This is a genomic window from Pseudomonas cucumis (assembly GCF_030687935.1).
In the GTDB taxonomy this organism is placed as follows: Bacteria; Pseudomonadota; Gammaproteobacteria; order Pseudomonadales; family Pseudomonadaceae; genus Aquipseudomonas; species Aquipseudomonas cucumis.
The window spans coordinates 432,730-453,584 of sequence record NZ_CP117454.1; the positions used below are offsets into that span (position 1 = coordinate 432,730).

Below are 20,855 nucleotides of genomic sequence, written 5' to 3' on the forward strand. Positions count from 1 at the left end.
TCTGCAAGCGCATGCCGTCTCTACAGACCGCGTGCCTTGTGGTGTCTGCGTCACAGTGGTCTTTGAGTCGTTGCGGTCAAAATTAAAAAAGTTTTGACTAGCACAGCATATCGCTTTAAACCTTTCACAAATGCGACATAGATTTGCGACAGTTCGTCGTCAAATTTGTGAGCCTCAGTGTCGGTGTGTACAATGACCTCCCTTTTGCCCCCGCAAAGCTGGCGTACGTTCGGCGTGGATGGTAACTGGCTGAATTGAAAAGAAATTTGCCTCGATAAGAGGCAGCCTGGTGAGAAAGTGTCTATGAAAGCAGGTCTGTACCAACCAGATGAATTCAAGGATAACTGCGGTTTCGGCCTGATAGCCCATATGCAGGGCGAGCCCAGTCATACCCTTTTGCAAACGGCCATTGAGGCCCTGACCTGCATGACCCACCGCGGTGGGATCAACGCCGACGGCAAGACCGGTGACGGTTGCGGTCTGCTGATTCAAAAGCCGGATGTATTCCTGCGTGCAATTGCCCAGGAAACCTTCGGCGTCGAACTGCCCAAGCAATACGCTGTGGGCATGGTCTTCTTCAACCAGGACCCGGTCAAAGCCGAAGCCGCTCGCGAGAACATGAACCGCGAGATCCTGGCTGAAGGCCTGACCCTGGTCGGCTGGCGCAAAGTGCCGATCGATACCAGCGTCCTCGGCCGCCTGGCCCTCGAACGCCTGCCGCAGATCGAACAAGTGTTCATCGGTGGTGAAGGCCTGAGCGATCAGGACATGGCGATCAAGCTGTTCAGCGCCCGTCGTCGTTCGTCCGTGGCCAACGCCGCCGACGTCGATCACTACATCTGCAGCTTTTCCCACAAGACCATCATTTATAAAGGCCTGATGATGCCGGCGGATTTGACCGCCTTCTATCCAGACCTGAGCGACCAGCGCCTGCAAACCGCAATCTGCGTGTTCCACCAGCGCTTCTCCACCAACACCTTGCCGAAATGGCCGCTGGCGCAGCCGTTCCGCTTCCTCGCCCACAACGGCGAGATCAACACCATCACCGGCAACCGCAACTGGGCTCAGGCCCGTCGCACCAAGTTCACCAACGATCTGATGGATCTGGAAGAACTCGGCCCGCTGGTGAACCGGGTAGGTTCCGACTCCTCCAGCATGGACAACATGCTCGAGCTGATGGTTACCGGTGGCATCGACCTGTTCCGTGGCGTGCGGATGATCATTCCGCCTGCGTGGCAGAACGTCGAAACCATGGACCCGGATCTGCGTGCGTTCTACGAATACAACTCGATGCACATGGAACCGTGGGACGGCCCGGCCGGCGTGGTAATGACTGACGGTCGTTACGCGGTGTGCCTGCTCGACCGTAACGGTCTGCGTCCGGCGCGTTGGGTCACCACCAAAAACGGCTTCATTACCCTGGCCTCGGAAATCGGTGTCTGGAACTACCAGCCTGAAGACGTGATCGCCAAGGGCCGCGTTGGCCCGGGCCAGATCTTTGCCGTGGACACCGAAACCGGTCAGATCCTCGACACCGATGCCATCGACAACCGCTTGAAGTCCCGTCATCCGTACAAGCAATGGCTGCGCAAGAATGCCCTGCGCATCCAGGCGACCATGGAAGACAACGACCACGGTTCGGCGTTCTACGACGTTGATCAGCTCAAGCAGTACATGAAGATGTACCAGGTCACGTTCGAAGAGCGCGACCAGGTGCTGCGTCCGCTCGGCGAGCAAGGCTACGAAGCCGTCGGCTCGATGGGTGACGATACGCCGATGGCCGTGCTGTCCCAGCGCGTGCGCACGCCGTACGACTATTTCCGTCAGCAGTTCGCGCAGGTCACCAACCCGCCGATCGACCCGCTGCGCGAAGCCATTGTCATGTCGCTGGAAGTCTGCCTCGGCGCCGAGCGCAACATCTTCCAGGAATCGCCGGAACACGCCTCGCGCGTGATCCTCAGCTCGCCGGTCGTTTCCCCGGCCAAGTGGCGCTCGCTGATGAACCTCGATCGTCCAGGCTTTGAACGCCAGATCATCGACCTTAACTACGACGAGAGCGTCGGCCTTGAAGCCGCGGTGCGCAATGTCGCCGATCAGGCTGAAGAAGCCGTGCGCGCCGGTCGCACCCAGATCGTGCTGAGTGACCGTCACATCGCCCCGGGCAAGTTGCCGATCCACGCTTCGCTCGCCACCGGCGCGGTACACCATCGCCTGACCGAAAAAGGCCTGCGTTGCGACTCCAACATCCTGGTGGAAACCGCAACCGCTCGCGATCCGCATCACTTCGCGGTGCTGATCGGCTTCGGTGCTTCGGCGGTTTATCCGTTCCTGGCTTACGAAGTGCTGGGCGACCTGATCCGAACCGGTGAAGTGCTGGGCGACCTCTATGAGGTGTTCAAGAACTACCGCAAAGGCATCACCAAAGGCCTGCTGAAGATCCTGTCGAAGATGGGTATCTCGACCATCACTTCCTATCGCGGAGCACAATTGTTCGAAGCGATCGGCCTGTCCGAAGAAGTCTGCGACCTGAGCTTCCGTGGTGTGCCAAGCCGCATCAAGGGCGCGCGTTTCGTCGACATCGAAGCCGAGCAGAAAGCCCTGGCGGCCGAAGCCTGGAGCCCGCGCAAGCCGATCCAGCAAGGCGGCCTGCTGAAGTTCGTCCACGGTGGCGAATATCACGCCTACAACCCGGACGTGGTCAGCACCCTGCAAGCCGCTGTGCAGCAGGGCGACTACAGCAAGTTCAAGGAATACACGGCGCTGGTGGACAATCGTCCGGTGTCGATGATCCGCGACCTGTTCAAGGTCAAGACCCTGGATACGCCGCTGGACATCAGCGAGATCGAACCGCTGGAATCGGTGCTCAAGCGCTTCGACTCCGCGGGCATCTCTTTGGGTGCATTGTCGCCGGAAGCCCACGAAGCCCTGGCTGAAGCCATGAACCGCCTCGGTGCGCGTTCCAACTCCGGCGAAGGCGGCGAAGACCCGGCGCGCTACGGCACCATCAAGAGCTCGAAAATCAAGCAAGTCGCCACTGGCCGTTTCGGTGTGACCCCGGAATACCTGGTTAACGCTGAAGTGCTTCAGATCAAAGTCGCTCAGGGCGCCAAGCCCGGCGAAGGTGGTCAGCTGCCAGGCGGCAAGGTCAATGGTCTGATCGCCAAGCTGCGTTACGCGGTGCCGGGTGTGACCCTGATTTCGCCTCCGCCGCACCACGACATCTACTCGATCGAAGACTTGTCGCAGCTGATTTTCGACCTGAAACAAGTCAACCCGAAGGCGCTGGTCTCGGTGAAGCTCGTGGCAGAAGCGGGCGTCGGCACCATCGCGGCCGGTGTGGCCAAGGCCTACGCGGACTTGATCACTATCTCCGGCTACGACGGCGGCACCGGTGCATCGCCGCTGACGTCGATCAAATACGCGGGCGCACCGTGGGAACTCGGCCTGGCCGAAACCCACCAGACCCTGCGCGGCAACGACTTGCGCGGCAAGGTCCGGGTGCAGACCGACGGTGGCCTGAAAACCGGCCTCGACGTGATCAAGGCCGCGATCCTCGGCGCTGAAAGCTTCGGCTTCGGCACCGCGCCAATGATCGCCCTGGGCTGCAAATACCTGCGTATTTGCCACCTGAACAACTGCGCCACCGGGGTTGCGACTCAAAACGAGAAGCTGCGCAAGGATCACTACATCGGTACCGTCGACATGGTGGTGAATTTCTTCACCTACGTCGCCGAAGAAACCCGTGAGTGGCTGGCCAAGCTGGGCGTGCGTTCCCTCGAAGAGCTGATCGGTCGTACCGATCTGCTGGAAGTCCTCGAAGGCCAGACCGCCAAGCAGAATCACCTGGACCTGACCCCGTTGCTCGGCAGCGATCACATCCCGGCAGACAAGCCTCAGTTCTGCCAGGTCGACCGCAACCCGCCGTTCGACAAAGGCCTGCTGGCCGAGAAAATGGTCGACCTCGCCACTTCGGCCATCAACGACATGAGCGGCGCCGATTTCGCCCTGGATATCTGCAACTGCGACCGTTCCATCGGCGCGCGGATCTCCGGTGAAATTGCTCGCAAGCACGGCAACCAGGGCATGGCCAATGCGCCGATCACCTTCCGCTTCAAAGGCACGGCGGGTCAGAGCTTCGGTGTGTGGAACGCCGGCGGTCTGAACATGTACCTGGAAGGCGATGCCAACGACTACGTCGGCAAAGGCATGACCGGCGGCAAGCTGGTCATCGTTCCGCCGAAGGGCAGCATCTACAAGACTCAGGACAGCGCCATTATCGGCAACACCTGCCTGTATGGCGCCACCGGGGGCAAGCTGTTCGCCGCCGGTACCGCGGGCGAGCGTTTCGCGGTGCGTAACTCCGGTGCTCACACCGTCGTGGAAGGCACGGGCGATCACTGCTGCGAGTACATGACCGGTGGTTTCGTCTGCGTGCTGGGCAAGACCGGCTACAACTTCGGCTCAGGCATGACCGGCGGTTTCGCCTATGTGCTTGACCAGGACAACACCTTCGTTGACCGGGTCAACCACGAACTGGTGGAAATCCAGCGGATCAGCGGTGAGGCGATGGAAGCCTATCGCAGCCACTTGCAACGCGTGCTGAACGAATACGTCGAGGAAACCGACAGCGAGTGGGGTCGTAACCTCGCTGAAAACCTCGATGACTATCTGCGTCGTTTCTGGCTGGTCAAGCCCAAGGCTGCCAACCTGAAATCGTTGCTTTCCAGCACCCGTGCCAACCCGCAGTGATATGCGCCTGAAGAGTTTGATGAGGTTTTAACAATGGCTGAACGTCTGAATAACGACTTCCAGTTCATCGATGTCGGGCGCAAAGATCCGAAGAAGAAACTGTTGCGTCAACGCAAGAAAGAGTTCGTGGAAATCTACGAACCCTTCAAACCCCAGCAGTCGGCCGACCAGGCCCACCGCTGCCTGGGTTGCGGTAACCCGTACTGCGAATGGAAGTGCCCGGTGCACAACTTCATTCCGAACTGGCTGAAGCTGGTGGCCGAGGGCAACATCCTGCAGGCCGCCGAGTTGTCGCACCAGACCAACACCCTGCCGGAAGTCTGCGGCCGGGTTTGCCCCCAGGATCGTCTGTGCGAGGGTGCCTGCACCCTTAACGACGGTTTTGGTGCAGTGACCATTGGTTCGGTCGAGAAGTACATCACCGACACCGCGTTTGCCATGGGCTGGCGTCCGGACATGTCCAAGGTCAAGCCGACCGGCAAGCGTGTCGCGGTGATCGGCGCGGGCCCTGCCGGCCTGGGCTGTGCCGACGTGCTGGTGCGCGGCGGCGTGACTCCGGTGGTGTTCGACAAGAACCCGGAAATCGGCGGTTTGCTGACCTTCGGCATCCCCGAGTTCAAGCTGGAAAAGACCGTGCTGAGCAATCGCCGCGAAGTCTTCACCGGCATGGGCATCGAGTTCCGCCTGAACACCGAAGTGGGCAAGGACGTGACCATCGAGCAACTGCTCGAAGAATACGATGCCGTGTTCATGGGTATGGGCACCTACACCTACATGAAGGGCGGCTTTGCCGGTGAAGATCTGCCGGGCGTGTATGACGCGCTGGATTTCCTGATCGCCAACGTCAACCGCAACCTGGGCTTTGAAAAGTCGCCGGAAGATTTCGTCGACATGAAGGGCAAGAAGGTCGTGGTACTGGGTGGCGGCGACACGGCGATGGACTGCAACCGTACTTCGATTCGTCAGGGCGCCAAGTCGGTGACCTGTGCCTATCGTCGTGACGAAGCGAACATGCCGGGCTCGCGCAAAGAGGTGAAGAATGCCAAGGAAGAAGGCGTGAAATTCCTCTACAACCGCCAGCCGATCGCTATCGTCGGTGAAGACCGTGTCGAAGGCGTGAAGGTGGTCGAGACCCGTCTCGGCGAACCGGACGCCCGTGGCCGTCGCAGCCCCGAGCCGATCCCGGGTTCCGAAGAGATCATCCCGGCTGATGCCGTGGTCATCGCCTTCGGTTTCCGTCCAAGCCCGGCGTCTTGGTTCGAGCAGTTCAGCATCCAGACCGACAGCCAGGGCCGCGTTGTGGCCCCGGAACAAGGCCAGTACAAGCACCAGACCAGCAACCCGAAAATCTTCGCCGGTGGCGACATGGTGCGCGGTTCCGACCTGGTGGTAACGGCGATCTTCGAAGGGCGCAATGCTGCGGAAGGGATCCTGGATTACCTGGGCGTTTAACCCTCCACTGATCATTCCCACGCTCTGCGTGGGAATGCAGCACGGGACGCTCCGCGTCCCAAAGGCGTGACGCAGAGCGTCACAGGAGGCGTTACCACGCAGAGCGTGGGAACGATCTTTCGGTGCCGAAACCGCGACAAATTGACCCGATAGACAAAAGGAACGGCTCTTGCCGTGCCTTTTGCGTCGCGCTCTGAGAAAATGCCCGCACTTTTTTTCCGGATGCCGACATGACTGCCCTGAAGAACGACCGTTTCCTTCGCGCCCTGCTCAAGCAACCCGTAGACGTCACCCCCGTGTGGATGATGCGTCAGGCCGGTCGCTACCTGCCTGAATACCGCGCCAGCCGTGCCAAGGCCGGTGACTTCATGAGCTTGTGCATGAACCCGGCGTTCGCTTGCGAAGTCACGATGCAGCCGCTCGACCGCTATCCACAACTGGACGCGGCGATCCTCTTCTCCGACATCCTGACCATCCCCGATGCCATGGGCCAGGGCCTGTACTTCGAGACCGGTGAAGGTCCGCGCTTCAAAAAAGTCATCAGCACCCTGGCCGACATCGAAGCCCTGCCGATTCCTGATCCGCACAAAGACCTCGGCTACGTCATGGACGCGGTCAGCACCATCCGTCGCGAACTGAATGGCCGCGTGCCGCTGATCGGCTTCTCCGGCAGCCCATGGACCCTGGCCACCTACATGGTCGAAGGCGGCTCGTCGAAAGACTTCCGCAAGACCAAGGCCATGCTCTACGACAACCCGCAAGCCATGCACTTGCTGCTGGATAAACTCGCGCAGTCGGTCACCAGCTACCTCAACGGCCAGATCATGGCCGGCGCGCAAGCGGTGCAGATCTTCGACACCTGGGGCGGTAATCTCTCGGCGGCGGCGTACCAGGAGTTCTCCCTGGCCTACATGCGCAAAATCGTCAGCGGCCTGATCCGCGAGCACGAAGGCCGTAAGGTTCCGGTCATCCTGTTCACCAAGAACGGCGGCCTGTGGTTGGAAAGCATCGCTGACGCTGGCGCTGATGCGTTGGGCCTGGATTGGACCTGCGACATTGGCGAAGCCCGCCAACGCGTCGGCAGCAAAGTCGCCCTGCAAGGCAACATGGACCCGACCGTGCTTTACGCCAAGCCAGAAGCCATTCGAACCGAAGTCGGCCGCATCCTCGCCAGCTACGGCAAAGGCAGCGGCCACGTGTTCAACCTCGGCCATGGCATCACGCCGGAAGTCGATCCAGAACATGCCGGTGCGTTCCTGCGTGCGGTGCATGAACTGTCGGCGCAGTATCACGAGTGATCGCAACCCGATAAAAAACGCCCGGCTTATGCCGGGCGTTTTTGTTTGTGGTTCAGAAAATGAGAAGTGGATGCAGTTCATTGTGGGAGCGGGCTTGCCCGCGATGGCGTCATTTCTTACAGCACATGTGCTGGACCGACCATCGCTATCGCGGGCAAGCCCGCTCCCACAGGGTTGTGCGTCACGCTTTCAAATTTTCCAACGGCGGCAACTTCGCCAGCTTCAACGCCACCAACAGCGCAATCACCAACAACCCGCCAATAAACAGCCCGATCCCGTTCCAGCCACCCCAGTGCCAGGCCACACCGCCCGCCGTACCCGCGATACTCGACCCGGCGTAATAGCTGAACAGGTATAGCGACGACGCCTGCCCTCTGGCCTTGATCGCACGCCGACCAATCCAGCTACTGGCCACCGAATGCGCCCCGAAGAAGCCGAAGGTAAAGATCAGCATGCCGAGAATCACCAGCGGTAACGGCGTGAACATGGTCAGGGCGATGCCCGCGAGCATGACCACAATGGTTGCCCAGAGCACTTTGCGCCGGCCGAGTTGGTCGGCCAGGGCGCCGATTTTCGCCGAGCTGTAGATGCCCGACAGGTACACCACCGAGAGCAGCCCGACGAAGGCCTGGTCCATGTGATACGGCTCGGCCAGCAAGCGATAACCGATGTAGTTGAACAGCGTGACGAACGCGCCCATCAGCACGAAAGCCTCGATAAACAACAGCGGCAGGCCGGCATCGCGAAAGTGCATGGTGAAGCCATCCAGCAAACTGCGCGGATGCAGCGAGCGGGCGCGGAAGTTGCGCGATTCCGGAAGGATTTTCCAGAACACCGCTGCGGCAATCAGCGCCAGGCCACCGATGACCAGCATCGCCGTGTGCCAGCTGACGAAGTCGATCAATACCCCGACGATCAACCGTCCGCACATGCCGCCGATGGCGTTGCCAGCGATGTACAAGCCCATGGCCAAGCCAAGGTGCTGCGGATGGATTTCTTCGCTCAGGTAAGTCATCGCGACCGCCGCCAGACCGCTCAACGACAGCCCCACCAGCGCCCGCATCACCAGCACGCCTTGCCAGCTCGGGATCATCGCGCTGGCCATGGTGCAAAGAGCGGCGGCGAACAGCGCGGCGACCATCACCGGTTTACGCCCGATGCGATCAGAGATGGGGCCGGTGATCAGCAAGCCGATGGCGAGCATTCCGGTGGCCACTGACAGGATCAGGCTGCTCTGGGCTGCGTTGATGGAAAACTCGTGGGACAGCAGCGGCATCATCGGTTGCACGCAATACAGCAGGGCAAAGGTCGCGAAACCGCCCGAGAACAGCGCCAGCACCGTGCGCATAAACAGCGGCGTGCCTTTTTCGATGTAGATCTCGCTCAGCTCAGCGACGACATCATCCTGCGCGGAGGGCGGAATTTCATGGGCGAGTGGGGCGACAGCAGTTTTCACTTCGGACCTCGGAGGGGCGCAGCCGGTCAGGCAATGAAAAAATCATATAGCCGCCTAATGATTCAATCCAATATATTGTTCGACCTGTTTGATAGGTTTAACGACCTAATGGAGTTTTCATGGAATTGCGCCACCTGCGCTACTTCATCGCCGTCGCCGAAGAACTGCATTTCGGCCGCGCCGCTCAGGTGCTGGGCATCTCGCAACCGCCCCTGAGCCAGCAGATTCAGGCGCTGGAGCAGGAGGTCGGTGCGCGGCTTTTCGAGCGTACCAATCGTCGGGTCGAACTCAGTGAGGCCGGTCGGCTGTTTCTGGAAGAGGCGCGATTGGTACTGGCTCAAGTCGACAAAGCGGCGGATGTGGCGCGGCGGGCACAACTCGGTGAGTTGGGTGAGCTGAAGATCGGTTTCACCTCGTCGGCGCCGTTCAACTCGACCATTCCCCAGGCGATCTTTTCGTTTCGTCAGCGTTTCCCGGCGGTACACCTGAACCTGCGGGAGATGAGCAGTACCCAAGTGGCTGATGCGCTGGTTGATGAGTCGATTGAAGTCGGCATCATGCGACCACTGGGGTTGCCGGATTCGCTCAGCGTGGTGGAACTGATGCGCGAGCCATTGGTGGCGGTGCTCAGCTCCAAGCACCCTTTAGTGACCGATAGCGAGGAAGGCTTGTTTCTGTCAGCTCTGGCGCTCGAACCATTCGTATTTTTCCCACGCAGTTATGGCAGTGGTCTGTACGCACAATTACTCAGTCTGGCGCGAGATGCCGGCTTCAGCCCTCACTTCGCCCAGGAGGCTGGCGAGGCGATGACGATTATCGGATTGGTGGCGGCAGGTTTGGGGGTGTCGGTGTTGCCGGCGTCGTATCAGCGGATGCGTATTGATGGCGTGGTCTACCGCCCGTTGCTCGATCCGGAAGCGGTGTCGGCGGTGTGGCTTGTGCAGCGCAAGGATCAGAAGTCGCCGATGGCCAGGGCGTTTGTGGAGTTGTTGACGCGTAAGGTTGAAGGGATGTGATCAGAATCCCCAAGCATCAACCCAATTTGTAGCAGCTGGCGCAGCCTGCGTTCGGCTGCGTAGCAGTCGTAAACCTTGCGCACGCGATTTTTCTGATACACCGCATCGTCGGATTTCACGACTGCTACGCAGCCGAACGCAGGCTGCGCCAGCTGCTACAAAGGAGTGCGGCTAGTGCATCAGGTGTTACTGAACCTTCGCCAAATCCCCTTTCAACGCAACGCCTGCCATAAGCGCCCCAGCGTGGCACTCATAGGTCTTGGCATCCTTGCGCTCATTTTTCTTGTAGAAGCTGACGATGTTGGTCACGGCGTTGGCGCCGGCGTTCTTCGCCGCTTGGTGCAGGCTGATGATTGCCGATTGCGCGACCCATTCGCAGGCCACTTCGTCAGACTTGTTGAAGGCGTTGGTTTTCTTGTTGGTCACGGCACCCGCGCTGAGTACGGTGACGTTGCCAGTCGGTGTATTGCCTGCCAGATAGAACTTCACGCTGCCATCGATTTTGCCGGCACGGGTTGCTTCGGCGACTGCTTTGTCAAAAGGCAGATACACCGCGGTGTCACGGGCCTGGCTGATGCCCGGCAATGCGCAGATCAGCAGGGTGGCGGCAGCGAGTTTCTTGAAGTGCATGGAGGTCTCCTTGACCCTGAGTAATTCGATTACGACCAGCGGCGGAAAATCAACGAGGTGTTGACCCCACCAAAAGCGAAATTGTTGTTCATCACGTACTGGTTGCTCATCTGCCGGAATTCACCGCGCAGGTAATCGAGCTTGCCGCACTGCGGATCGACCTCATCGAGGTTGAAGGTGTGTACGTACTGGTCGCGGTTCATCATTTCGATGCTGAACCAGGACTCCAGCGCGCCACAGGCTCCCAGGGTGTGACCGAGGAAACTCTTCTGCGAACTGATCGGCATGTGTTCGCCGAATAACGCGCTGGTGGCGAGTGTTTCGGCAATGTCGCCCTGTTCTGTCGCGGTGCCGTGACCGTTCACATAGCCGATGGCCGAAGGCTGCAGTCCGGCGTCTTCCAGGGCGAGTTCCATGGCCCGGCGCATGGTGAGCTGCTCCGGACGGGTGGCGTGCTGACCGTCGGCGTTGCTGCCGAAACCGACGATCTCGGCGTGGATATGTGCGCCGCGTGCCAGAGCGTGTTCGAGCTCTTCGAGTACCAGCATGCCGCCGCCTTCACCGATTACCAGGCCATCGCGGCCGCTGTCGTAAGGGCGAGGGCTGGTTTGCGGGGCATCGTTTTTCAGGCTGGTGGCGTAGAGCGCATCGAACACCATGGCTTCGGTCGGGCACAGCTCTTCGGCGCCGCCGGCGAGCATCAGCGGCAGGCGGCCGAACTTGATCGATTCATAGGCGTAACCGATGCCCTGGCTGCCGCTGGTGCAGGCGCTGGAGGTGGGGATCAGTCGGCCGGTAAGGCCGAAGAAGATGCTGATATTCGCCGCTGTGGTGTGCGGCATCATCCGCACGTAGGAGTTGGCGTTCAGGCCTTCGGCCACGGAGTTGAGCAGCATTTTGCCAAACGCCTTGATCTCGTCGGTACTGCCGGTGGACGAGCCGCAGGAAACGCCCATGCGCCCGTCCTTGATCGATTCGTCGCCCAGCAGGCCGGCGTCCGCCAAAGCCTGTTCAGCCGCGCCCACGGCCAGGCGCGAGACGCGGCCCATGCTGCGCAGTTGCTTGCGGGTCCAGTGGCTCGGCACCTTGAAGTCATCGATCGGTCCGGCCAGACGCGTGTTGAGTTCGGTAAAACGATCCCACTCGTCCATGCGGCGGATGCCGCTGCGATTGGCCGCGAAGTTGCCGGCGATGGTGTCCCAGTCGCTGCCCAGTGAGGTGATGCCGGCCATGCCGGTGACGACGACGCGCTTCATCAGCACAGGCCTCCATTGACGGCCAGAACCTGCCGGGTGATGTACGACGCTTCCGCCGACATCAGGAAATTCACCGCACCGGCCACCTCTTCGGGGGTGCCCATGCGTTGTGCGGGGATCATTTTCATCAGTTCTTCCACCGGCACATTTTCATCGAGCATCGCCGTGTCGATCAGGCCGGGTGCGACACAGTTAACCGTGATTTTGCGCTTGCCCAGTTCGATCGCCAACGCCTTGGCTGCGCCGATCAAACCGGCCTTGGACGCGCTGTAATTGACTTGCCCGCGATTGCCGATCAACCCGGAAACTGAAGTGATGCAGACAATCCGCCCGGCGGCGCGGCGACGGATCATCGGCATCATCACCGGGTGCAGCACGTTGTAGAAACCGTCGAGATTGGTGCGCATTACCACATCCCAATCCTCTTCGCTCAGGGCCGGAAAAGCACCGTCGCGGGTCAGACCGGCGTTGAGGACTACGCCGTAATAAGCGCCATGGGCTTCGACATCGGTTTCGAGAATAGCTTTGCAGCTGGCGCGGTCGGACACGTCGAATTGCAGGACACGCGCGTTGCGGCCCAAGGCTTCCACCTCGGCTTTTACCGCGATGGCGTCCGCCATACCGCTGCGGCAATGCAGCACGATGTCATGCCCGGCCCGGGCCAGACGCAACGCAATGGCGCGGCCGATACCACGGCTGGAGCCGGTGACCAGTACGGATTCAGTCATCACTCGACTCCTTGGGGTTCATGAAGATATTGCGCGGCCTGAGGCGGGCGAAACACGTTCAGCCGGGCGGTGGCGTGGATGCCGGGCGCGGTGAGGTGGCATTCGAACACACCCATGCCGTTGTCGTCTTCCAGCGAGCGTATCCCATGGATGGTCAACTCGGTGCCGGCGGGGAAGTGTTCCACGTTACATTCGAATCTACGGGTGCCGAGCAGGAAACCCAACTCCACCGCATTGCCTTTCTGGCGCGCATGGCAGCCGGCGTACGCGGCGACGCTCTGGGCCATCAGCTCGATGCCGACCCAGGCCGGCAAGCTGCCGTCGGGGCGATTGAACAGGCCGCCGGGTTTGACGGTGAGTCGGGTGTGAATCTGCTCGTCATCGAACGACAGGATTTGCTCGATGAGGATCATGTCGCCAGCATGCGGCAGCAGTTCGGCGAGCGGCCAGGCAATCATGGGGCGTCTCCGATAATCAGGCTGACGTTATTGCCACCGAAGGCGAAGGAATTGCTCATCAGGTAGCGGGGTGCAATGGACGTCAGGTGGTCGGTCGGGGTCACCCAATGCAGGGCCGGCAATTCGGGATCGGGCTGGCCGTCCCAGACGTGGGGCGGCAGGGCGTGCTCGCGGTTGTCCGCGCTCAGGCTCAACCAGCAAAACGCCGCTTCCAGAGCACCGGCAGCGCCGAGGGTATGGCCGGTCATCGGTTTGGTCGACGAGCAGGGCACGCCTTGCGGGAACAGCGTCGTCACGGCCAGGCTTTCCATGGCGTCGTTGTGTTGCGTGGCGGTGCCGTGCAGGTTCAGATAACCGATCTGCTGCGGTTGCAGGCTCGCGCGGCTCAAGGCTTTGCGCATTGCTTGCAGGGCACCACGGCCGGTCGGTTCCGGCGCGGAAATATGGTGCGCATCAGAGCTGGCGCCACTGCCGAGCAGGGCAATCGGTTGGCTGTTGCCGGCGTTTTTACTCATCAGAAACAGCACCGCTGCTTCGCCGATATTGATGCCGTTGCGGTTCGCTGAAAACGGATTGCAGCGCTGCTCGGACACCGCTTCCAGGGCCGAGAAACCGTTGAGGGTCAGCTTGCACAAACTGTCGACACCGCCGCACAACACCGCGTCGCACACGCCCAGGTCGAGCAGTCGTTGGGCACTCATCAGCGCGCGGGCGCTGGAGGTGCAGGCGGTGGAAATCACATAGGCTGGGCCGCTCAATTGCAGCCAGTCGGCGAGAAACGTCGCCGGAGCGCCGAGTTCCTGTTGTTGATAGTCATAATCGGCGGGGAACTGATGTTCTCGGATGTAATGGGCCAGACCGCTGCTGGCCTCGTGAATGCCCGAGGTGCTGGTGCCCAGAATGACGCCGATACGGTCGCGGCCGTAGGTCTGGATTGCTTGTTCGATGTCTTCGCGAATTTGCAGCGCAGCCTCCAGCAGCAGTTGATTGTTGCGACTGCTTTGATGCGCCAACTCAGCCGGAATCGGCGCCAGCTCACCGCGCACCGCCGCCACCGGCAACGAGCGTTCCACCACCCAGCCGGCCTCGCTGCGCATGCCTGAGCAATCGCCGGCAAACAGGTTGCGGGCGACTTCCTGCTTGTCGCGGCCCAGGGCGCAAATTACCCCGAGGGCATTCAGATAGGCTGTCATGGCGTGTGCTCGCCTAACGGAGTGACGCGATAGTGCGGGCCTTGGGATAGGTTCAATTCAAAGCTCAGTGGTTGTGAATAGCGGATGTTCCAGCGTGGTGGCAAGGACCGTTGCCCGCCATCCTGCCGGGCAGCGGGATAGTTGTTGTGCAACTCGCCCGCAGGGGTCAACGCAAATAATAAGGCAGCGAACAGCTCCCTGGCTTCCGGATTGGGCGGCAGCAGACCGTCGGCCTGCCATTGGCCATCGATCAGTTTCTGCCGTGCCACGGGAATCCCCAAAGGGTCCATCATCGACCAGCGAATACCGGGGCCTTCACGCTGGATCACCAGCAGCCAGTCCTGACGTTGCTCGGCCATCTGACGTTCAATGTGCAGCTGCAGCGGCAATGCCAGGTTCGGGGTTCGCTCGGGCAGCGGTGCCTGGCTGGCGCAAGCGCTCAGCAACAGGACACAACCCAGAAGCAGGAAACGAATCATCAGGCACACCCTTCAAGGGGCTTGCGCGCGACCACATTCACCAGGGTTTCTTCCCGTTGGCCAAAAGGTTTTGGCTGGCGCAGGCCGAAGCGTTCGAGCAGGCCGAAATCCTGGGCGCGACTCCACCACAAGTAAGGGTAAGACACGTTCTGCGGGCCGAATTCAAAACCCTGCCGACGAATCATATCCAAGTAGCCGGCGGCGCTTTTCTGCACGTGCATCGGGTGGCGGAACAGCCAGCGAATCACCCATGTATCAATGTAAGCCTCGGTGGACTCGGCGAACAGCAAATAGCCGCCCGGCTTGAGCACCCGGTAGAACTCGGCCAGGGCCTGATCCTGCTCGACAAGGTGATGGAAAGTCTGGTGACAGAACAGCAGATCGACACTGGCGTCCGGCACTTTGATACTCGCGCAGTCACTGCCGAGCAGCTCTACATCCATACCCTGGCGAGCCGCTTCTTCGCCGCTCAGGTTCAGGCTGTGAGGGTCGGCATCCAGCCCGATCAGGCGCCGAGGCGCGAAGGTCTGGCGCAGGTACTGGAACGACTTGCCCTGGCCGCAACCGGCATCCAGCAGTACCGGGTTGGCGGGCAATGGCGCGCTGAACAGATCGCGCAAATCATTGATTGCCACTCGCAATACATGATGTTGCCAGGTGTGGCTGCGCAGGAACCAGAAACCGAAACGGGTTTCTTCGACGTAGTTGTCGCTCAAGTAACTCATGTCGGATCCTGTGCGCACAGGTCCGAAATCATCCGCAGTCGACGTTTGGGTTCGCTGACGAACGGGTTGCGTTCATCCCAGGCGTAACCCGCGAGGATCGAGCTGATCATGCGGCGGATATCCGCTGTGCCGCCCTGATAGAAAATCACATCCTGAAAGGTCCCGGCGTACCAGCCTTCGACGTAGCAGCGGAAAGTGTTGACGCCGCGCTTGAGCGGTTCGGCGAACTCGGTCTGCCAGTCGACGCTTTCACCTTGCAGTTGGCGGTGCAGCACCCCGGCGGCCATGCTCGCCGAACGCATGGCGATGGTCACGCCGGAGGAGAACACCGGGTCGAGAAATTCCGCCGCATTGCCCAGCAGGGCGAAACCTTGACCGTGCAGGGTTTTGACGTTGGCCGAATAGCCGCCGATGGTCCGCGCGGGCGTATCCCACACGGCATTGTTCAGCACACCGGCCAGGCTTGGGGTTTCAGCAATGAAGCCGCGCAGGCAGTCGTCCAGATTCTCGGTGCGGCCTTCGAAGTGTTCGGCGGCCGCCACTACGCCCACCGAGCAACGGCCGTTGCTGAACGGGATGGTCCAGAACCAGATATCACGCTGGGTCGGATGGGTGGTGATGAGGATTTTCTCCCGGTCGAAAGCCGGGCTGTCGATACAGTCTTCGACGTGGGTGAACACGGCCTGGCGCACCGGGAAGTTCGACGGTGCTTCAAGGTCCAGCAAGCGCGGCAGCACGCGACCGTAGCCGCTGGCATCAAGCACGAAGTCGGCCTCGACGCGGTATTGGCTGCCGTCTTCGCGAAGCACATCGAGCTGCGGTTTCGGCAGGCTGAAATCGACGCTGACGATGGCTTCGCCATAACGGACATCGACACCCTGCAACTCAGCCTGATCGGCCAGCAGCTTGTCGAAGTCGGCGCGCTGGACCTGGAACGTCGTCGGCTTGCCGTTGGTGAATGTGTCGCCGAAATCGAAGGTGCTGTACTGATCACCCCAAGCGAACGCTGCGCCGTTTTTGCGCTGGAAACCAGCAGCATTTACCGCGTCGAGCATGCCGGCTTCTTCGACGAAATCCAGGCAGTGGGACAGCAGGCTTTCACCGATGGAAAACCGTGGGAAATGCTGGCGCTCGATCATCAGCACATCATGACCTTTACGCTTGAGCAGCGCGGCGGCGATGGCGCCCGAAGGGCCTGCGCCGATCACCAGTACCTGACGACGTTCCATTTCAACTGTTGGCACGGGTGCTCCTTGCCGGGGCGGCGATGTTCAAAGGGATTCGGTGCATGCCGGCCAGTGCTGGCAGCAGGGTTGCGATCAGGCCCATCAACATCAGCGCGAAATACAGCGCCGGGCTGATGAGCTGTTGTTGCAGCAGCAGGTTGAGAAAGACGATCTCGCTCAAGCCGCGAATATTCAGTAAAAGGCTTTCCCGCCAGCGACTGGCACCTTCAAACGAGGCGCCGGCCCAGCCGAGGCCCAGCCAGTTGCCCAACAGTTTGCTGGCGATAGGCAGCACCAGGAGCGCGGCCAGTTGCATACCGCCGAGACTGTCGATGGCGCTGTGCACGTTGATCTGCACGATGCCGAACGTGAGGATCAGCGGGATGGCGATCCAGGTCTGCAAACGGTTCATCCACGCCGCCGACAATGGCAGCACCAATGGCACCTTGAGCGCGGCCATACACAGCAGATAGCCGATGCCGAAAATCAGCGCATTGAGTTTGAAGTGTTCGGCGACCACCAGCAGCGCGAAGAAGCAGCCGCTGTGCAGCAAGGGTTGGCGCAACCCGGCCAGTCGCAGCAACAACGGCAGACAGGCGCCGGCCAGCGGCAGCAAGAGGCTGCTCAGGTGCAGGCTCCCCTGGGCGAACGCGAACAGAGTCCAGCAGGTCAGGTCGATCAGGATCGCGGTCTGCACCAGGCGTCGGGTGGCAGCGGGCGGGTAGTTGATGTGGCGCAGGTACAGATACAACACCGGAATCGCGGTGATGGCGAACAGCAGGCCGACCGCCAGCGAGCTGATCCACGGCTGCGGCGGCAACAGCCAGACCGCAGTCACGAGCCCGCAGGCAAACGGAATGCAGAAACTCGGCAAGGCGATTTTCAGGCTCTGGCGTTCCAGTCGCAGGTCGATCACGTCGCTGAGGATGTGCCCCAGCAGTAAGGCAAAGCTCAGGCTGTAGAGGTTCTTCAGCCAATCCGGAGCGATCAGATCGGCGCCGCTCAGGTGCCAGCCCGGTTCGATCCAGAAGTACATCAGCAGCGGCAGGCCGAAGGTCGCCAGCAGCAACTGGCTGACGATCGGAATCAGACCGAAATGACGGCCGACGCGAGTGGCCACGGCGAACAACACCAGGGCCATCAACCAGAACGCAGCGACCATCATGCTGCCGGCTCCACGACCGGGGCGGCATGGACTTGGCGTCCGGCCCACGGCGCCAGGATGAAACTGAACGCCAGGCCAAGGCTCACCGACAAGCCGAAGTTGCTCACCGCCGGCGTGCTGGACACCGCCAGCAGGCCGAACGACAGCCAAGTGGTCACCGCTGCCAGTAAGGTGCCCAGCAGGCTCGCCGCGGCGCCACCTATCTGTTCGCGCATGAGGATCGCGTAATCGACGCTGATGGCCGTCACTAGCAGCAGGCCGAACAGGCTGAACAGCGTCAGCGGCTGACCGAGCCAACCGAGGCTTGCCAGACTGCACAGGGCCGCCAGCAACGGCAGAGAGACGATTCGCAGCGCGCCACCGAAACCGAATGGCAGGATCAGCACCAGCACGATCAGCACGCAGGAAGCGAGTTTCAATTCAGCGGCGCTGATTTGAGTGGCGGCGAAAACCTCGTTCAGTTCGCCGAGGCGGTCCACCAGTTGCACACCTGGCAAGTCCAGTGCCTGGACCCGCAACAGCGTGGGATTGTTCAAGCCTTGCAGGCTGACCATCGCCGCCACGCCATCATCGGTCGGCCCCAGCCACAGGGTGCGGTAGGGCTCGGCCAATGGGCCGGCCAGCGCTGCGTCGATGTCTTCGGTGGGCAGCGCCCGCAACGTTGCCAACTCTGCTTGCAACGCGGCGGCTGGCACGCCGAGGTCGAGCAACGGTTGCCAGAACTGCGGTAGCTTGCTCAGTGCTTCACGCACTTTGCGCTGTTCGCTTGGCTGGCTGACCAGTTGATTGAGCGACAGATAGCCCTGAAGTTTTTCCAGATTGACCAACTGATCCAGACGCTCGCTCAGTGCCGTCAGGCGTTCGAGCAACTCCTGCTGATTGGCCGCGCGCACCAGGAAGAACTGGCTGGTGGGTTGATAGCCGGTGATGCGCGCAATGGTCTGGGCTTCGTCAGTCAGTTGCTGCGGCGTGCCGATCCATTGGCGAATGTCGTTTTTGCTCTGCAACTGCAACAGACCGCCGACACAGAAGGCGATCAGCAGCGCCAGCAGCACCGGCGTGCGCAAGTATTTCAGCAGCGATTCACGCAGCTCCAGCAACTTCTCGGCGATGCGCATCGGCCATTGCGCCGGCCGCAGATCCACGCCCTTGAGCAGCGCCGGCAGCAGGCACACTGCCGACAGGTAGGCGCCCACCAGACCGGCAGCGGAGAACACGGCAATTTGGGTCAGGGCCGGGAACGGCGTCCAGGCCAGGGCCAGATAACCGATGCAACTGGTGATCAGGCTCAGCGTCAGCCCCGGCAAGGTCAGGTGCAACGCCGGCCAGCTGTGCCAGGGCTTCAGGCTCCAGCTTTTGGACAGGTAATGCAGCGGGTAATCCACCGCCACGCCGATCAGGCTTGAGCCCAGCACCAGCGTCATCACGTGCATGTGACCGAACAGCGCCACGCAGGCCACCGCGCCGAACAGCATGCCCACCAGCACCGGGACGAACGCCAACAATACCCGCCAACGCCGGAAGGCCAGCAACAGCAGCAACAGAATCCCGACCGTGGCGCCACCGCCGACCCAGGTCATCTCGCGAGCGGCTTGCCGTTGACCGCTGGCGGCGTACAACAGACCGCTGGCGGCGAGCAGTTGCACATCCGACCGGGCGGCTTCTTCGCGACTGTGCTGGAGCAGGTCAGCCACTTGCAGCGGCAGGTTCATGTCGAACGCGTTGCCGACCGTTCGCGCCCGCAGCATCACCCAGCTCTTGCCATCGGCATCGGCGACCAGCGCACCGCTGCCGATGTCCAGTTGCACCGAGCCGTGTTGCGGCTGGCTGTTCTGGATGCGCCCGGTCAGGCCGAGCCAGTCGTCCTGGCTCGGCACCAGGCTGAAGCCGGTGAACGGATCGAACAGGGCTTGAACTCGTTGCTGAATAAAGGCGTCAGGGTGCTCGATGAGTTGCTGCCGGTCGGCGGCGGACAGCATGGCCAGTCGACCTTGCAGTAATTGTGTGCGCACCGCCGGCAGGTCGGCCTGCAGGTTCCACTTGACCTTTTCGAACACGCCGCTCGCCTGCCACTGCTCACCGAGTTTTTGCGCCATGGCGATGGCTTGCTGGCGGTCTTTATGGCCGACCAGCACTAGCATTTCCCGGTTCAGTGGTTCTTGCATGCGTTGTTCGGCGCGCAGTTCCAGCGCGTCCGGTGCGGTGCCTGGCACCAGTTCCATCAGGTTGGCCGACAGCGGTGCACCGTCACGCCATTGCCAGCCGGCGAGCGCGAGCACCGCCAGCAGCAGGATCAGAAACAGCCGCGGCAGCATCCGTTCACTCGGCAAAGTCATGTTGCTCCGCATCGCTCAAAGGTTGTGCGCTGGTGCTGTCCTGCATGCGCAACAGGGTTCGGTCACCCTGGGTTTCGAGCAGCTCGATGCTGTGCACCAGTTCGCCGCCGTCAATGTTGATCTGATTGAACACCTGCTTGAGCAGCATCGAACGCGGGGTCAGGGTCAGCTTCCAGTTTTGTGCGTCGCCGCTCAGCGAAAGCTCGAAATCCCGTTGCAGGCCGCTGCTGTCGCCTTGCAGCACCGCGAGGAACAAACGGTTCTGTTCGGCGCCGGCACTCTTGTTCGGCAGCATTTGCCAGCCGCTGGCATCACGCCGGGCAATGCCTTTGTCGCTGATGCGGTAGTCCTGTTGCAGCGGCGTTTTCAGCAGCCAGAGCAGACCGTGGTTTTTTGCCAGAACGAAGGTGCCCTTGCTGGTCAGCGGCTGGGGCAGGGCGCGCAGGTGTTTTTCCTGAATGAAACTGCCGTGGATCACATCGGGTTTGGCCAACTGATCGCTCAACTGCTGCAGATCGAAGGCCTGCGCCAACGAAGAAAAGCCCAGCATCAATATCAAGCTCACACCAATCCCGTAGCAGCTGCCGAGCCTGCGAGGCTGCGTCCGGCGGCGAAGCCGTCGTAGAACCTCAACTCGCGGTGCTTCAGACATATCCGGTGGCGACTGCTGCGCAGTCGAACGCAGGCT

The 20,855-nt window shown here is 61.1% G+C and carries 16 protein-coding genes; 4 read left to right on the forward strand and 12 right to left on the reverse strand.

Going from position 1 to position 20,855, the window contains the following annotated elements; translation table 11 throughout:
• The first annotated feature begins 303 nt into the window (after positions 1-303).
• From gltB to hemE, 3 genes are all read left to right on the forward strand, one after another.
• Positions 304-4,749 (forward strand): glutamate synthase large subunit, encoded by a 4,446-nt coding sequence (gene gltB, locus PSH97_RS01935; RefSeq protein ID WP_305447884.1) that lies wholly within the window; start codon positions 304-306, stop codon positions 4,747-4,749.
• Positions 4,750-4,782: 33 nt separating this feature from the next.
• Positions 4,783-6,201, forward strand: a complete 1,419-nt coding sequence (locus tag PSH97_RS01940) for an FAD-dependent oxidoreductase (protein WP_105340576.1) — start codon at positions 4,783-4,785, stop codon at positions 6,199-6,201.
• Between the two features lie 230 nt (positions 6,202-6,431).
• Positions 6,432-7,499, forward strand: a complete 1,068-nt coding sequence (gene hemE, locus PSH97_RS01945) for a uroporphyrinogen decarboxylase (protein WP_052965076.1) — start codon at positions 6,432-6,434, stop codon at positions 7,497-7,499.
• A gap of 181 nt (positions 7,500-7,680) precedes the next feature.
• Here hemE and PSH97_RS01950 read toward each other — a convergent pair whose 3' ends face one another.
• Positions 7,681-8,922 (reverse strand): MFS transporter, encoded by a 1,242-nt coding sequence (locus PSH97_RS01950; protein WP_407682175.1) that lies wholly within the window; start codon positions 8,920-8,922, stop codon positions 7,681-7,683.
• 152 nt (positions 8,923-9,074) lie between these two features.
• Between PSH97_RS01950 and PSH97_RS01955 the strand changes: the two genes are divergently transcribed.
• A complete protein-coding gene (locus PSH97_RS01955; protein WP_305447886.1) occupies positions 9,075-9,971 on the forward strand; it encodes a LysR family transcriptional regulator in 897 nt (298 codons plus the stop codon).
• Between the two features lie 186 nt (positions 9,972-10,157).
• Here PSH97_RS01955 and PSH97_RS01960 read toward each other — a convergent pair whose 3' ends face one another.
• From PSH97_RS01960 to PSH97_RS02010, 11 genes are read right to left on the reverse strand one after another with little or no spacing between them, the layout of a single operon-like run.
• Positions 10,158-10,601: an excinuclease gene (locus tag PSH97_RS01960; RefSeq protein ID WP_305447887.1), complete on the reverse strand. Its 444-nt coding sequence runs from the start codon at positions 10,599-10,601 to the stop codon at positions 10,158-10,160.
• Between the two features lie 29 nt (positions 10,602-10,630).
• The gene (locus PSH97_RS01965; RefSeq protein ID WP_305447888.1) at positions 10,631-11,857 is read right to left on the reverse strand and encodes a beta-ketoacyl-ACP synthase; all 1,227 of its coding nucleotides are present in this window, start codon (positions 11,855-11,857) and stop codon (positions 10,631-10,633) included.
• Positions 11,857-12,585, reverse strand: coding sequence for a 3-oxoacyl-ACP reductase FabG (fabG, locus tag PSH97_RS01970; protein ID WP_305447889.1), 729 nt, complete (start codon positions 12,583-12,585; stop codon positions 11,857-11,859). Before fabG ends, PSH97_RS01965 begins: the two co-directional genes overlap by 1 nt.
• A complete protein-coding gene (locus tag PSH97_RS01975) occupies positions 12,585-13,043 on the reverse strand; it encodes a hotdog family protein (RefSeq protein WP_305447890.1) in 459 nt (152 codons plus the stop codon). Before PSH97_RS01975 ends, fabG begins: the two co-directional genes overlap by 1 nt.
• Positions 13,040-14,236, reverse strand: coding sequence for a beta-ketoacyl-[acyl-carrier-protein] synthase family protein (locus tag PSH97_RS01980; RefSeq protein ID WP_305447891.1), 1,197 nt, complete (start codon positions 14,234-14,236; stop codon positions 13,040-13,042). Before PSH97_RS01980 ends, PSH97_RS01975 begins: the two co-directional genes overlap by 4 nt.
• Positions 14,233-14,715 (reverse strand): hypothetical protein, encoded by a 483-nt coding sequence (locus PSH97_RS01985; RefSeq protein WP_305447892.1) that lies wholly within the window; start codon positions 14,713-14,715, stop codon positions 14,233-14,235. The genes PSH97_RS01980 and PSH97_RS01985 overlap by 4 nt, the downstream gene beginning before the upstream one ends.
• Complete coding sequence (locus tag PSH97_RS01990; RefSeq protein ID WP_305447893.1) at positions 14,715-15,440, reverse strand: class I SAM-dependent methyltransferase; 726 nt, start codon at positions 15,438-15,440, stop codon at positions 14,715-14,717. The genes PSH97_RS01985 and PSH97_RS01990 overlap by 1 nt, the downstream gene beginning before the upstream one ends.
• Complete coding sequence (locus PSH97_RS01995) at positions 15,437-16,684, reverse strand: NAD(P)/FAD-dependent oxidoreductase (protein WP_305447894.1); 1,248 nt, start codon at positions 16,682-16,684, stop codon at positions 15,437-15,439. Before PSH97_RS01995 ends, PSH97_RS01990 begins: the two co-directional genes overlap by 4 nt.
• Positions 16,671-17,831 carry a cation:proton antiporter gene (locus tag PSH97_RS02000; RefSeq protein WP_305447895.1) on the reverse strand — a complete coding sequence of 387 codons (1,161 nt, stop codon included), beginning with the start codon at positions 17,829-17,831 and terminating at the stop codon, positions 16,671-16,673. Before PSH97_RS02000 ends, PSH97_RS01995 begins: the two co-directional genes overlap by 14 nt.
• Positions 17,828-20,167 carry an MMPL family transporter gene (locus tag PSH97_RS02005; RefSeq protein WP_305447896.1) on the reverse strand — a complete coding sequence of 780 codons (2,340 nt, stop codon included), beginning with the start codon at positions 20,165-20,167 and terminating at the stop codon, positions 17,828-17,830. The genes PSH97_RS02000 and PSH97_RS02005 overlap by 4 nt, the downstream gene beginning before the upstream one ends.
• On the reverse strand, positions 20,151-20,717 hold the full coding sequence (locus PSH97_RS02010; RefSeq protein WP_105340564.1) for an outer membrane lipoprotein carrier protein LolA: 567 nt from the start codon (positions 20,715-20,717) through the stop codon (positions 20,151-20,153). Before PSH97_RS02010 ends, PSH97_RS02005 begins: the two co-directional genes overlap by 17 nt.
• Between the last annotated feature and the right edge of the window lie 138 nt (positions 20,718-20,855).

Bases quoted from the DNA above. Each gene is read 5' to 3' on its own strand.
- gltB (WP_305447884.1), top strand. From the start codon at position 304: ATGAAAGCAGGTCTGTACCAACCAGATGAATTCAAGGATAACTGCGGT.
- PSH97_RS01940 (WP_105340576.1), top strand. From the start codon at position 4,783: ATGGCTGAACGTCTGAATAACGACTTCCAGTTCATCGATGTCGGGCGC.
- hemE (WP_052965076.1), top strand. From the start codon at position 6,432: ATGACTGCCCTGAAGAACGACCGTTTCCTTCGCGCCCTGCTCAAGCAA.
- PSH97_RS01955 (WP_305447886.1), top strand. From the start codon at position 9,075: ATGGAATTGCGCCACCTGCGCTACTTCATCGCCGTCGCCGAAGAACTG.
- PSH97_RS01960 (WP_305447887.1), bottom strand. From the start codon at position 10,601: ATGCACTTCAAGAAACTCGCTGCCGCCACCCTGCTGATCTGCGCATTG.
- PSH97_RS01965 (WP_305447888.1), bottom strand. From the start codon at position 11,857: ATGAAGCGCGTCGTCGTCACCGGCATGGCCGGCATCACCTCACTGGGC.
- fabG (WP_305447889.1), bottom strand. From the start codon at position 12,585: ATGACTGAATCCGTACTGGTCACCGGCTCCAGCCGTGGTATCGGCCGC.
- PSH97_RS01975 (WP_305447890.1), bottom strand. From the start codon at position 13,043: ATGATTGCCTGGCCGCTCGCCGAACTGCTGCCGCATGCTGGCGACATG.
- PSH97_RS01980 (WP_305447891.1), bottom strand. From the start codon at position 14,236: ATGACAGCCTATCTGAATGCCCTCGGGGTAATTTGCGCCCTGGGCCGC.
- PSH97_RS01985 (WP_305447892.1), bottom strand. From the start codon at position 14,715: ATGATTCGTTTCCTGCTTCTGGGTTGTGTCCTGTTGCTGAGCGCTTGC.
- PSH97_RS01990 (WP_305447893.1), bottom strand. From the start codon at position 15,440: ATGAGTTACTTGAGCGACAACTACGTCGAAGAAACCCGTTTCGGTTTC.
- PSH97_RS02000 (WP_305447895.1), bottom strand. From the start codon at position 17,831: ATGATGGTCGCTGCGTTCTGGTTGATGGCCCTGGTGTTGTTCGCCGTG.
- PSH97_RS02005 (WP_305447896.1), bottom strand. From the start codon at position 20,167: ATGACTTTGCCGAGTGAACGGATGCTGCCGCGGCTGTTTCTGATCCTG.
- PSH97_RS02010 (WP_105340564.1), bottom strand. From the start codon at position 20,717: ATGCTGGGCTTTTCTTCGTTGGCGCAGGCCTTCGATCTGCAGCAGTTG.